This window comes from Actinoplanes oblitus (assembly GCF_030252345.1).
Taxonomy (GTDB): Bacteria; Actinomycetota; Actinomycetes; order Mycobacteriales; family Micromonosporaceae; genus Actinoplanes; species Actinoplanes oblitus.
Genome location: NZ_CP126980.1, coordinates 5,737,928 through 5,750,906 on the forward strand (window position 1 = coordinate 5,737,928; position 12,979 = coordinate 5,750,906).

Annotated in this window: 10 protein-coding genes; 5 read left to right on the top strand and 5 right to left on the bottom strand. The window is 72.2% G+C overall.

Features of this window, described 5'->3' with window-relative positions:
• Window positions 1-14: 14 nt before the first annotated feature.
• The 3 genes from ngcE to Actob_RS25905 all read right to left on the bottom strand — a co-directional run bounded on the left by ngcE (window position 15) and on the right by Actob_RS25905 (window position 3,358).
• The gene (gene ngcE / locus Actob_RS25895; RefSeq protein WP_284914415.1) at window positions 15-1,451 is read right to left on the bottom strand and encodes an N-acetylglucosamine/diacetylchitobiose ABC transporter substrate-binding protein; all 1,437 of its coding nucleotides are present in this window, start codon (window positions 1,449-1,451) and stop codon (window positions 15-17) included.
• Window positions 1,452-1,502: 51 nt separating this feature from the next.
• A complete protein-coding gene (locus Actob_RS25900) occupies window positions 1,503-2,507 on the bottom strand; it encodes a MurR/RpiR family transcriptional regulator (RefSeq protein WP_284914416.1) in 1,005 nt (334 codons plus the stop codon).
• A 506-nt stretch (window positions 2,508-3,013) separates the two neighbouring features.
• Window positions 3,014-3,358 (bottom strand): hypothetical protein, encoded by a 345-nt coding sequence (locus Actob_RS25905; protein ID WP_284914417.1) that lies wholly within the window; start codon window positions 3,356-3,358, stop codon window positions 3,014-3,016.
• A 243-nt stretch (window positions 3,359-3,601) separates the two neighbouring features.
• On the opposite strand from Actob_RS25905, the gene Actob_RS25910 reads away from it, so the two are divergent.
• The 3 genes from Actob_RS25910 (at window position 3,602) to Actob_RS25920 (ending at window position 7,433) form a co-directional block, all read left to right on the top strand.
• The gene (locus Actob_RS25910) at window positions 3,602-4,798 is read left to right on the top strand and encodes an FIST signal transduction protein (protein WP_284914418.1); all 1,197 of its coding nucleotides are present in this window, start codon (window positions 3,602-3,604) and stop codon (window positions 4,796-4,798) included.
• A gap of 82 nt (window positions 4,799-4,880) precedes the next feature.
• On the top strand, window positions 4,881-6,617 hold the full coding sequence (locus Actob_RS25915) for a putative bifunctional diguanylate cyclase/phosphodiesterase (protein WP_284914419.1): 1,737 nt from the start codon (window positions 4,881-4,883) through the stop codon (window positions 6,615-6,617).
• 66 nt (window positions 6,618-6,683) lie between these two features.
• Window positions 6,684-7,433, top strand: coding sequence for a discoidin domain-containing protein (locus tag Actob_RS25920; protein WP_284914420.1), 750 nt, complete (start codon window positions 6,684-6,686; stop codon window positions 7,431-7,433).
• On the opposite strand, the gene Actob_RS25925 is transcribed toward Actob_RS25920, so the two are convergent.
• Window positions 7,390-10,086: an ATP-binding protein gene (locus Actob_RS25925; RefSeq protein ID WP_284914421.1), complete on the bottom strand. Its 2,697-nt coding sequence runs from the start codon at window positions 10,084-10,086 to the stop codon at window positions 7,390-7,392. The genes Actob_RS25920 and Actob_RS25925 overlap by 44 nt on opposite strands.
• A 282-nt stretch (window positions 10,087-10,368) precedes the next feature.
• Between Actob_RS25925 and Actob_RS25930 the strand changes: the two genes are divergently transcribed.
• Both Actob_RS25930 and Actob_RS25935 read left to right on the top strand, forming a co-directional pair.
• Entirely contained in the window at window positions 10,369-10,707 is a 339-nt protein-coding gene (locus tag Actob_RS25930; protein WP_284914422.1) for a VOC family protein, read from the top strand.
• Between the two features lie 228 nt (window positions 10,708-10,935).
• Complete coding sequence (locus Actob_RS25935; protein WP_284914423.1) at window positions 10,936-11,781, top strand: PHP domain-containing protein; 846 nt, start codon at window positions 10,936-10,938, stop codon at window positions 11,779-11,781.
• Window positions 11,782-11,969: 188 nt separating this feature from the next.
• Here the strand turns inward: Actob_RS25935 and Actob_RS25940 are convergent, their stop codons facing one another.
• Window positions 11,970-12,929 carry a helix-turn-helix domain-containing protein gene (locus Actob_RS25940; RefSeq protein WP_284914424.1) on the bottom strand — a complete coding sequence of 320 codons (960 nt, stop codon included), beginning with the start codon at window positions 12,927-12,929 and terminating at the stop codon, window positions 11,970-11,972.
• Window positions 12,930-12,979 lie beyond the last annotated feature (50 nt).

The window sequence follows — 12,979 nt, forward strand, 5'->3', positions numbered from 1 at the left end:
TACCGACGGATATTTCAGGAGCGGGTGAACTTGGTGATCGACGAGTCCTTGGCGACGGCCTGCGAGGCGGCCTCCATGGTGTCGCAGAACTTCTGCGCGTCGCCGCCCTTGAACATCAGCTGGTTGGCGGCCTCACGGGAGGCGTCGTCGAGCTTCTTGTACCAGGTGTCGAACAGGTAACCCATGAACACGTCCTGGCCGGCCTTGCCCAGCGCGTCGTTCGCGGAGGTCAGCCCGGGGCTGATGGTCACCCCGTCGGCCGCGCCGGCGACCACGGTCAGCGACTTGGTCAGCTTGGTGAACTCCAGCGCCGCCTTCTTCGACAGCATGGTGCGCAGGTACTCCTTGCCACCCTGCGGGTTCTTGCTCTTGGCCGCCGCGAAGTAGATCTCACCGGCCGCCGCGTTGATCGCCGCCGCCGGCAGCTTGTCCGACGCGGTGACCGACGGGTACGTCATCATCGCGTACTCGAAGCCGGCCGGAGTGCTGGCCGCCTGCTCGTTCTCCAGCCACGAGCCGCACGGGTAGAACGCGACCTTGTCCTGGTTCTGCTGCAGCTGCACCTCGGTGTGCTTCAGACCCAGGAAGGAGGGGTTGATGTACTTCTTGCCGATCTCACCCCACGCGGCGGCGGCCTGCTTGACCGCGTCGTTGGTCCACGCACCCGGCTTCAGGTTGTCGATGTCCTTGAGCACCTGCTCGGTGCCGATCTTCGCCGCCGACGTCATGATCGCCCGGACCATGTAATACGACGCGTTCGCCCCCGCGTACCCGAACGGGGTGATGCCCGCCGCCTTGATCTTGTCGAGCAGCGCGGTGAAGTCCGCCCAGGTCGTCGGGATCGTCCAGTTGTTCTTCGCGAACAGCTTCTTGTTGTACCAGAGCCCGAAGACCGTGAACGAGTAGTTCACCGCGAACGGCTTACCGTCGTAGGTGCCCTGCTGCACCGCACCCGGCACCAGCGTCTCGGCCACCGTCTTACCGGCGATGTCCAGCGACGGCGCCGCGAACAGATCCGACAGGTCAGCGGCCTGCCCGGCCTTCACGATCGCACCGAAGTCCATGATGTCCGAACCCGAGTTGTTGATCATGTCGGGCGCGGTACCGGAGTTCAGCCGCGGCTTGATCGTGGTAGCGACCTGCTGCGTCGCCGAGTAGGTCACCTTCGAGTCCGGCCACTTGCTGTTGTACAGCGGAGTGTCCACATCGGTGGCGTACTTGGTACCGAGACCACCATCGAAGATCACGATCTCGATACCGGCCTTCGGGTCGATACCCAGCGGATTGTCGGCCGACTTGGTGCCGGTCGCCTGCTTGGTGTCGTCACCGTTGTCGTCCGAGCCCGCACACGCGCTCAGAAAGCTCACACCGGGCGCGGCGACCAGACCGACGGCGGCGGCACGGCGCAGCAGGGTACGGCGGTCCAGCTCGGACTTCGTTATCTCAGACATCGGTGTCCTTTCAGGAAGGGTGGGCGAAAAGGGTGCTGAGTTGCGAGGTGGCTATGGCGCGCTGCCCTTGGCCGCCTTGTGGCCCTGCACCGCCTGGGCAGTGCGCTGGAAGGCGGCATGGGAGCGTTCGTGGGTGCGCTGGGCGACGGCGACGTAGACCAGGTCGCAGACGACCAGTTGCGGGTGCCGGGCGGAGAGCGCGTCCGGCCGGAAGGTGGTCGCCTGGGTCGCGGTGACCAGGACGATGTCGGCGAGCTCGGCCAGCGGCGAGCGCGGGAAGCTGGTGAGCGCGATGGTGGTGGCGCCCCGGCTGCTCGCCTCGGCGAGCAGCTCGATCGTCTCGCCGGTCTCGCCGCTGTGCGAGATGCCCAGCGCCACGTCGCCGGGTTTCGACAGGGCGGCGCTGGCCAGGCCGTTGTGGGTGTCGGTCCAGGCCCACACCGGGATACCGATGCGGTGCAGGCTGAACTGCATCTCCTCGCCGACCAGCGCGCTGCCGCTGGCGCCGAAGATGTTCACCCGGCGCGCCCCGGCGATGGCCCCGGCGGCCCGTTCCACCTCGGCCAGGTCGAGCAGGTTCGCGGTGTCGTGCATGGCCTGGGTGTCCGCCGCCATGATCTGCCCGAGCACCCGCTCCAGCGGGTCGTTGGGCTGGATCTCGCGGCCGATGTCGACGGTCCAGCCGGCCGAGCGGGCCCGCCCGGTCTCGGCGGCGATGCCCAGCCGCAGGTCGGCGTAGCCGTCGAAGCCCAGCGCCCGGCAGAAGCGGGTCACCGTCGCCGGTGACGTGCCGCTGCGCTCGGCCAGCTCGACGATCGTCGCCCGGGAGGCGGCCGCCGGGTCGGCGATGACCTGCTCGGCCACCCGCTTCAGCGCGCCGGTGAACTCCGGCAGCAGCGTGCGCAGCCGGACCAGCACGCCGTCCGCCGACGAGTGCTCGAGGTTCATGTTGCCGAGGAGGCTCATAGTCGTCCCGTTGCCTGCGAGGCCCTGATCGCGAACCACCGAGTCGGCGACCGCAGTCGACGCGGTGCCGTCCATCTCCGGCTCAGCCATCAGACACCCCTTCAGGACTGAGTGTTAACTGTCGCGGTAAAAGTTCTTACTGACGGCCCCTACCTGTCAAGACTGCGGGCGAAATTTTCAAACCGTTATCTGTTCCGGCGCTGCACAGCGCGCCAAACACCGCCAGTTCGCCGTAGTTTGCCACGAAACCCGAGTTCCAGCCGGGTCACACCGGTACACGGCCTACCGACCGATATGCCCGGTGACCCGCGTCTCGTCGCGAACGCCCGGTGACCTCGCACTGACCCCGCGCCGCCGGAGACCTCGGCGTAACCTGCGAAACGATCGAGAAAAGAATTCTTATCCGCGCCGAGACACGGACGGCGCGCGGTCCGCTTCTGCCCGATTCAGAGCTATTTGGGTACACCCACCGCGCCCGCCCTCGGCAACCCGCCCGTCCCCACCCGTCCGCGCCGCGGTCCGCTCGGGACCGGACCGCGGCGCGCCACCGGCCCGGCGGGGCGGGCAGCCGGCCCAGGGCGTACCGGAAAGGGGTTTCAGGCGATGGCGACCGTCCAATTCTCGCCGTCGTCGGTGCCGCTGCACGGATTGAAGTCGTGGGCACCGGTGACGCAAACGCGGAATGTGACCCTCCGGCCCGCACCGAAATGGTGTTCGAAGCGCACCGGGATACCGCTCTTCGCGACGCCCTCGTGGGTGCCGGTCTGCACCGTCCCGTTCACCCGCACATAGCGATATTCGACATACGGGCGATCGGTGGTGGCCCGGGCGACCACGGTGAAAGCGTCACTACCAGCGTCGAAGCTCGCCTCGGCGAGCAGTGCGCTGTCCGGGTCGAAGACCTGGGCGGTGGCCGAAACCGCGGACGGCGGGAATCCCATCGCTGCCACGATCGCGGTGAGCGGAACCAGGCTGTTCATTGCTACCTCCGCTGGACGGGCCGGTGCGACGCGGCCTTTCTGCCATGTCGCCCAAATCGGAGGTGACTATTGCGTACCCGCGAGTAGCCGGGAAAAACACGAAAGACGCTCACCAATTTCGGCGACGGCCCGGGAATGCCCGCGCCGGCCGGCGATGCCGGCGCCCGGCTCAACTCGCCGGTCGGGCGGCCGATGTCCAGGGGCATGAAGCACGTCAGCAGCGCCGGGCCGGGAGTCCGCTGGTTCGGCACCGGCTACAGCACCCTCGCCGACCCGGCCGCGGCCGGAGCCCAGGCCGCCACCGAGGCGCTGGCCGGGCGGGACCCGGCGGTGGTGTTCGTGTTCTGCTCGATCGGCTACCAGGTGCCGGAGCTGTTCGACGCCCTGCGCGCGCAGGTCACCGCGGACACGGTGATCGTCGGGTGCAGTACGTCCGGGCAGCTCGCGGACGGGCGGGTGGACCTGGCGGGGGTGGCGATGGCGGCCTGGGGCGGCGAGGGCTTCGCCGTGCGTACCCAAGTCGCCCGAGCCGCGAGCACCCGCCTCCGTGCGGCGGGCGCCGACGCCGCCGCCTGCCTCGCCGGCGTGGACGGCGAGCATCAGGCGCTGCTGTTGATCGGTGACGGGCTGACCGGCAACCAGCACGAATTCGTGCGCGGGGCGTTCTCCGTGGCCGGCGCCGCCGTGCCGCTGGTCGGCGGGTGCGCCGCGTCGAGCTTCACCGCGGTGCGGACCTATCAGTTCCACGGCGGCCGGGACGGCGTGGAGATCATGTCGGACACCGTGGTCGGCGTCGCGATCGGCTCGTCCGCGCCGCTGGGCGTCGGGATCGCGCACGGCTGGCGCAAGGACGGCGACGCCATGGTGATCACCAGCAGCCGCGACGGGCGGGTCCTGGAGTTCGACGGCGAGCCGGCGCTCGACGTCTACCTGCGCCGGCTCGGCCTCGACGAATCGGTGCTCGACGACCGGGACGGCTTCCAGGCGCTGGCCTTCCACCACCCGCTCGGGCTGTCCCGGCGCACCGCCGAGGACATCCGGGTGATCCACGGCGGGGACCGGGCCGAACGCTCGCTCCGCTGCCTGGCCGACGTGCCGCAGGGCGCGCTCGCCTGGCTGATGAGCGGCGATCGGGACGCGCTGCTGGACGGCGCGGCCGAGGCGACCGGGCAGGCGCTGGACGCGCTCGGCGGGCGGCCGGCGCTGGGCATGCTGGTCTTCGACTGCGCGGCCCGATGGATCAAGCTGGGCGACGACGGCGTGCGACAGGAGAACGTCGAGATCGGCAAGCGGCTGGACGGTGTGCCGTTCGCCGGCTTCTACACCAACGGGGAGATCGCCCGGATCCGCGGTGCGCTCGGCATGCACCAGTTCACCGTGGTGACCCTGGCCCTGGGATGAGCCGCGGCCCGCAACCGACGATCCCGGCCCGGCCGGATGACAGCCACCCCCGCACCACCAGTCCAGCCCGAGGAAAGGCGCGATGAACCACTGGTCGACCCACCAGCTCACCGAATTCTTCGCCGCGGTCTGCGCACCGCAGGACGAGCATTCGGCCGTCACCGTCGCGGTGGAGCGCGCTGCCGAAGTGCTGGAGACCGAGGTCGGCGCGGTGCTGCGCGATGGCCGGGTGCAGGTTGCCTGGGGCGCCAACCGCGACCGGCTGGACGGCCTGCTGTCCGGAGAAGGTTGCCCGGCGACACTCACCCTGCCGGGCCTGTCGGCGCTGCACGTGACGAGTGCCGGGTTCGGCACCGAACCGGGCGGCGCGCTGCTGGTCGCCCGGGCGAGTGATCCGCTCGACCCGCAGGAGCGGCAGCTGCTGCAGGCCATGGCGCAGACCCTCGGGCTGGCGCTGGCCAACATCGGGCTGCTCTCGGCGGAGCGCCGGCTGCGCGAGGAGCGCGAGCGGGAGGCGGCCGAGCGGCTGGCCCTGGTGGAGTCGTTGCGCGAGGCCCGGCACGACTCGCTGACCAGCCTGCCGACCCGGGTGCTGTTCCTGGAGATGCTGGCCGAGAAGCTGCACGCCGGGCAGCCGACCAGCGTGCTCTTCATCGACCTGGACCGGTTCAAGGCGGTCAACGACAGCCTCGGGCACCGGGCCGGTGACGACCTGCTCGGGCTGGTGGCCGGCCGGGTGCGCGGCTGCCTGCGCCCGTCGGACACCGCGGCCCGGATCGGCGGCGACGAGTTCGCGGTGCTGCTCGGCGACTGCCGGGCCGAGCAGGCCGTCCCGGTCGCCCAGCGGCTGATCGACGCGATCAAGCAGCCGTTCGTGGTGAGCGGGCAGGAGGTCTTCATCGGGGCCAGCATCGGGATCGCCGCCGGTCCCGGCCCGGCGCCCGGTGACCTGCTCGGCAACGCGGATGTGGCGATGTACCGGGCCAAACAGGAGGGCCCCGGCAAGGTGGTGCTCTTCGAGCCGCGGATGCACGCCGACGCCCTGGCCCGGCTCACCCTCAACGGCGACCTGCAGCGGGCGCTCACGCTCGGCGAGTTCCGGCTGCAGTACCAGCCGCTGATCTCGCTGGACAGCGGCCGGCCGGTCGGCGTGGAGGCCCTGGTGCGCTGGCAGAACCCGGAACGCGGATACGTCTCGCCGGCCGACTTCGTGCCGATGGCCGAGGAGACCGGGCTGATCAGCGACCTCGGCCGGTGGGTGCTGCACACCGCGGGCCGGCAGGCGGCCGCCTGGCGGCGCACCCGGCCCGAGCTGGGGCTGAACGTCAACGTGTCGGGGCGGCAGCTGACCGACCCGCAGTTCGCCGCGGACGTGGAGCGGATGCTCACCGAGTGCCGGCTGCCGCCCGCCGCGGTCACCCTGGAACTGACCGAGTCGGTGCTGATGAGCGACCCGAAGACGGCCATCGCCTGCCTGCGGGACCTGCAGGATCTCGGGGTGGACGTGTCCATCGACGACTTCGGCACCGGTTACTCGTCGCTGTCCTACCTGCAGCGGCTGCCGGTCGACGAGCTGAAGATCGACAGGGCGTTCATCAGCCGGGAGACGCCGACCAAGGCCGATCTCGCGGTGATCCGCACGATCGTCGAGCTGGCCCGGACCCTGGATCTGCGCACGGTGATCGAGGGGATCGAGACCGCCGATCAGCGCGACGCGATGCGCCGGCTCGGCTGTGACCTGGGGCAGGGCTACCACCTGTGCCGGCCGGTGCACCCCGAGGACCTGCTGCGCAGCATCGATCCGCCGCTGGTGGCCTGACCGGGTCCACGAACGGGCGACGCATAGGTCAAGATACTCACCGTCGAGTGAGTACAGGGGGCGTGCGTGACCGAATTCGACAGCCAGCGGCGGGGGCCGTCGCGGGCGGACAACCTGCGGCTGACCAAAATGCCGCAGCGGCCACCCCGGCCGGTGCCGGGATATCAGCCGCCCGTGGCGCCGCCGCCCGTGGTGCAGCCGCCCGCGGTGGCGCCGCCCGCGCCGCCCCCGGCGCCACGCAGGCGCCGGGGCTGGCTGGCCGGGCTCGTGGTGCTGCTGCTGGCGGGCGGCGGCGCGGTGGCGTACCGGAAGCAGTCGGAGGCGGCCGCACGTCCCGCGCCCGCCGTGACCACCGCATCGCCCTTCCCGGCCGGGCCGGAGCCGCGACCGTCGGCGGTCTCCCGGAGCCCCACCGGGAAGATCAACCCGGACGGGGTGAACCTGGCCCTGCACGCGGCCTGCACGGCCTCCGGTATCGAGAGCGACTCCTGGCTGCCCACCTTCGCCTGCGACGGTGACCCGGCCACCCGCTGGTCGAGCGCCTTCGAGGAGAAGCAGTGGCTGCGCGCCGACCTGAAGCGCCGCTGGGAACTCACCACCGTGACGCTGAAGTGGGAGCGGTCCTACGCGGTCGGCTACCGCGTCGAGACCTCGCTGGACGGCAAGAGCTGGGAGAAGCTCTACGCCACCGCCAAGGGCAAGGGCGGCACCGTCAAGATCCGCGCGAAGGGCCGGGTCGCCCGGTTCGTGCGGATGTTCGGCGTCAAGCGGGTCAGCCGGTACGGGTACTCGCTGCTGGAGCTGGAGATCCGCTGAGTCGCCGGGAGCGGGCGGCCTGGTAGGCACACCCGGCCGCCTCGAACGCCGCCGCCGTCGCCCGCACCCCCGCCGGGTCCCCGGCGAGCAGGGCGCCGGCCCGGTCCACCAGGGCCGTCGCGACCGGGTTGCCGGCCACCGTCCGCCGGGCCGCCGCGATCCGCGCCGCCGCCCGCGGGTGCCCGCTCAGCACGGCGGCCTCGGCGCGCAGCGCCACATACCAGTGCAGCCAGATCCAGGTGACCCACTTCCACACCTCGTCCGGCTCCGGCTCGAGGCGGTCCGCGGCCTCGGCGACCCGGTCCCGGTCGAGCAGCACGATCGCGTCGAAGACCGCGCCGTAGCCGTACGTGTACTCCGCGGTCACCCCCATCGCCGCCAGCACGGCGAGCCACCGCTCCCGCTCGTCCCGCTCGCCGCGCAGCCCGTGCACCATGGCGACCGCGGCGGCCGCCGGGGCCAGCGCCGACTTGGCCGGGCGACCGGCCCGCTGCCAGGACTCCAGGAACCGTTCGCCGTACCGCAGCACCGCGCCGGTGTCGCCGGCGAGGGCCTCGGTCACCACCAGCCAGCAGGTGCCCCGGTGCCCGACCTCGCTCATCAGCGGATGCTCGGCGAGCTGCCGGCCGGTACGGCGGGCACCGGGCAGGTCACCGGCGCCGAGCGCGGTCTCGGTGGCCATCCCGAGCGCGTCGAGCAGCTCGTGCGAGGCGGCCGGGGTGTCCGGCGTGGCGGCCAGCAGGACGATCCGCCTGCGGGCGGTGGCAGCGGTGCCGAACGTGTCGCCGGCCCAGCACCGCGCGCCGATCAGCGCGTCCAGCGCCGCCGACTCGGCCAGCGGGTCGCCGAGCTGGTGGGCGAGGTCGACGGCCCGCTCGGCCCGGGCCACCGTCTCCGGTACGGCGTTGTCGGCCGGCCCCTGCGCCGCCCCGAACGCGTCGCTGAGCACCCCGGCCTCGGCCAGCGCCACGGCGGCCCGGGCGGCCGGGTCGTCGCCGGCCAGCCCGCGCGCCCGCTCGACCAGCTCGATCGTCTCCTGGCGGGCCGGCAGGTGGTCGAACTTGCCCCAGAACCGGTGCGTGGTGGTGGCCGCCGTGGCCAGGTCCCGCGCGGCGGCCGCCGGGTCCGGGGTGATCTCGGCGGCGGCCAGCAGGTAGCGGTAGGCGTCGTCACCGCGGATCCGGCAGCCGGCGACCGCGGCGGCCTGCCGGAACATCTCGGCGGCCTCGGCCGGGTCGGTGGCCAGCGCGGCGGCCTGCTCGAACCGGATCTGCGACTCGGCGGCGAGCTTGCGGGCGAAGGTGAGCTCGGCGAGCTTGCGGGTCAGCGGGTAGTCGTCGGACCAGGCCTGGGCGGCGCGCAGGTCGTCGGCGACGGCGTCGAACCGGACGCGCCAGCCCTCCGCGAAACCCCGTAGTTCGTCGGCTTGACGCTCGCACCACCGCAGGTGCCGGGCACGGGCTTCGGCGAGCTCCCCCATCGCTGTCAACTGCTCGGTCCCGTACTGCCGGATGGTCTCCAACAGCCGGAACTCGGTCCCGGACGACGATGGCAGGACCACGAGGAGGCTCTGCTCGGCCAGCCGGGCGAGCCCATCCGCCGTCGCACCGGCCACCTCGGACGCCGCCTCCCGGGTGAACGGCGCGACGAACACCGACAGTCGCCGCAACAGCGCCCGATCCGCCGGGGCGAGCAGCGCGTGACTCCAGTCCAGCGCGGCGCGGACCGACCGGTGCCGCTCGTCGGTGCGCGAGCCGCCCTCCAGCATCCGCAGCGGATCCGCCAGCCCCGCGGTCAGCCCGTCCAGCCCCAGCGTCGGCCAGCGGGCCGCGGCGAGCTCGATCGCCAGGGCCATCCCGTCGAGGCGGGCGCAGAACGCCGCGATCGGGTCGCGCAGCGCGTGGTTGGGCGGCCAGCTCGCGGCGGCGGCCCGGTCCATGAACAGCGCCACCGCGTCCGACTCGCCACCACCGTCCAGCGACAGCGGCGGCACCGGGTAGACCCGCTCGAACGGCACCATCAGCCGGGCCCGGCTGGTCGCCAGCACCGTGACGCGCGGGCAGGTGGACAGCAGTTTCTCCAGGAACGGCGCCACCCCGTCGCGGACCTGCTCGCAGTTGTCCAGCACGAGCAGCACGTCCCGGTCGGCGAGGGCGTCCACCACCGACTCGGTCATCGCCCGGCCCAGTTGCTCGCCGATGCCCATCGCGGCGGCGACGGCGGCCGCCACCACGCACGGGCCGGGGCCGGTTACCGGAACCAGGTCGACGAACCAGACGCCGTCGGGATGATCCCCGCCGATCTCGGCGGCCACCGCCAGCGCGAGCCGCGTCTTGCCCACCCCACCCGGGCCGACCGCGGTGACCTGCCGATGCGTGGCGAGCATCCCGGCGAGCGCGGCACGCTCCGCGGCCCGGCCCACGAACGAGGTCAGCGGCGTCGGCAGCGGGTTTCTCGGCGCCCCGCCCGCACCGGCTCGCCGGGCCAGGGCGCGCCGGTCGGCGACGTCCAGCTTGCGCAGCAGGGCGGAGACGTGGCTCTCCACGGTCCGCACCGAGATGAACAGCTTCGCCGCGATCTCGGCGTTGCTCAGGTGCCGGCCCACCAGGGTCAGCACCTCGGCCTCGCGGGACGAGACGTCTGCGGCAGTCATGGGTGCCATTATCGATGCCGGCCTCCGTGGCCGGTACCGACGACCGCGCCCGGCCGGCACGGCCACCATCGGGGCACACTGCTCGGCGGGCCGCTGGTCGCGGTCCTCGGCGGGCGGCTCACCCCGCTGGTGTCCGGGCTGCTCACGGTGCTGCTCGGGGTGGGCGTCGCGGTCGCCGTCCGTGGGCTCTCCGTACGGCGTTCCGTGGTCACCACTGATGCGCGAGAGGTGCACTGAGCGGGAAGCTGAGTGCACCGGACGACGACGACTCAGGGAGTGACGATGAACAAGGGAATCAAGACCGTACTGCACACGGTGTCCGACCTGGACGCGGCGAAGACGCTCTACACCGCCCTGCTCGGTATCGCCCCGCAGACGGATACCTCGTACTATGTCGGTTTTGACACCGATGCTCAGCACATCGGCCTGCTCCCGGCGAAGGACGGCGTCACCGCGCCGGTCGCCTACTGGGAGGTCGACGACATCGAGGCGAAGCTGACCGAGCTGACCGCCGCCGGCGCCACCGTCAAGGAGAAGGCCCACGACGTCGGCGGCGGCCGCCTGGTGGCCACCGTCACCGACCCGGACGGCAACGTCCTCGGCCTGCTCCAGGACAGCTGACCGCTCCCGGGTGACCCCGCTGCCGGGGTCACCCGGGCCCGGTAGGTCGCCGGTGATCCGGGCTGGGCTCAGACGTCTGGCGTTCCCTGCTCCTGCTGTCCGTTATCGATCAGCTCGTTGAGACCGATCTCGCTTGGGCGGCGGTAATCCCGGCCGCCCGCGTCCACGCCCTCTCCCCGTGCCGCCCACCGCCGCCGCCGAGGGGCCGGTCCGGCTAGCGTGATCGGCATGGCGATGCCGGCGGACAGTCATGTGCACACCGAGTTCTCCTGGGACACGCGGGTCGGTTCGATGGAGCGCACCTGCGAGCGCGCCGTGGCGATCGGGCTGCCGGCGATCGCCTTCACCGAGCACGTCGACCACACCCGGTGGACCGTGCCGGCCACCGGGCCCTACGCCAGCGACGAGTTGCGCGCCGCCGCCGACCCGGACGGCATGATCACGCCGCCGGCCTTCGACGCGCTCGGTTATCTCGAGACGATCGACAGGTGCCGCACCCGGTTCCCGCAGTTGCGCATCCTCACCGGCATGGAGGTCGGCGAACCGCACTGGCACGCCGCGCAGTGCGCGAGAATCCTCGCCACCGGCACCTTCGACCGCGTTCTCGGCTCGCTGCACTGCCTGCCGGACGGCGCCGGTTTCGCCGAGCCGTGGGCGTTGTTCCCGCACCGCGACCCCGCCGACCTCGTCCGCGAATACCTCACCGAGATCCCGGAAATGGTCGCCGGCGACCATCCTTTCACCGTTCTGGCGCACATCGACTATCCGCTGCGCTTCTGGCCCGCCGACCGTTCCGGACCATTCGACCCGATGCCGTTCGAAGAGCATTTCCGGTACGCCCTGCGCGCCACCGCCGCATCCGGTCGCGCCCTGGAAATCAACACCCGGATCCCGCTCGACGCGACGATTCTGCGCTGGTGGCACGAGGAGGGCGGGGAAGCCGTCACGTTCGGCAGCGACGCACACCAGCCCGACCTGATAGCCCACGGCTTTCCCGAGGCCGCCGCGATGGCCGAGGCGCACGGCTTCCGCCCCGGCTCCCGTCCCTACGATTTCTGGCCGCGAACGAACTGATCCCGGTATCGACCGGCGGATCTCACCGGTGCACCCGCCGCGCGCCGGGCGGCCCGGACCGGAGGCGGGCGTCGCGAGCTCAGCCCGGCACGGCGTCGCGGTCCGGCACCGGGACCACCGCGCGGCTGGCCACGGGACCCGGCTGGTGCGGTCGTGGTGGCACGAGAGCGTACGAAAAAAGGTGTCTGTCAGCCTTCGGTGAGCTGGTGGCCCAGGTGGGTGTGCTGGTAGTGCAGGCGGCGGCCGGTGCGGTGCGGGGTGATCAGGCCGGCGTCGCGCAGCGTGGTCAGGTGGTGCGAGGCGGTGGCCGGGGCCAGGCCCAGGAGCGTGGCCACCTCGCCGGTGGTGGCCGGCGTGGCGAGCAGGGTGAGGACGGCCGCGCGGGTCGGGCCCAGCAGGGCGGACAGCGCGGCGGACGGCTGCGGGGGCGGGGACCAGAGGTTGCCGTAACCGGTGGGGGCGTACCAGAGGGAGCGGCCGGTTGTCGCGCCGGTCATGGCGTAGACGTGGGGGCCGGCGAAAGCGGTCGGGAGAAGCGTCATCTCCCGCGTGTCGGCGGACCACTCACCCGACTTGTCTGGATATTTGAGGAGGAGGGCGGAACCGTCCCAGTCCAGCCTCGGGTGCAGACCGTCGAAGATCGCCCGCGGGCTGCGCTCGGCCGCGACCCGCACCCGGGTGGCGATCTCCGCCTCCGCCGTGGCCCGCAACCGGGACCACACCGGGGCGATGGCAGCGGCGTGATACTCGCGGATCTCCCCCAGCAACCCGGTCAGCGCCACCGCCGGCGCCTCCGCGAACCGCCGGACCACCGGCGGCCCCTCCCCCGCCCAGCCGGCCGTCACCTGCTCCGCCACCTGATCGAGCGGTGTCGCGGCGATCACCGCCAGCTCGTCGTCGAGCGACGGCCGGGCGACCGCCGGCACCGGGGTCAGGAAATCCGGGGCGTGACCGCGCGGACCGCACAGCACGGCACGTAACGCCGGCAGCGCCCGCATCGTCGCGGCGGTCCGGACCGACCAGTCCGGGCGCAGCCACCCGGCCGGGCCGCCACGCAGCGCCAACACGCTCGCCACCAGCTCCGCCATCGGCGAGTGCGCGAACCGCAACCCGGCCAGGTCGGCCGCTCCGAACTCCCACGCAATCACCTCACCATTCGAGCACGGTCGAACCAATACCGGCCGGCGGCCCGGCCCGC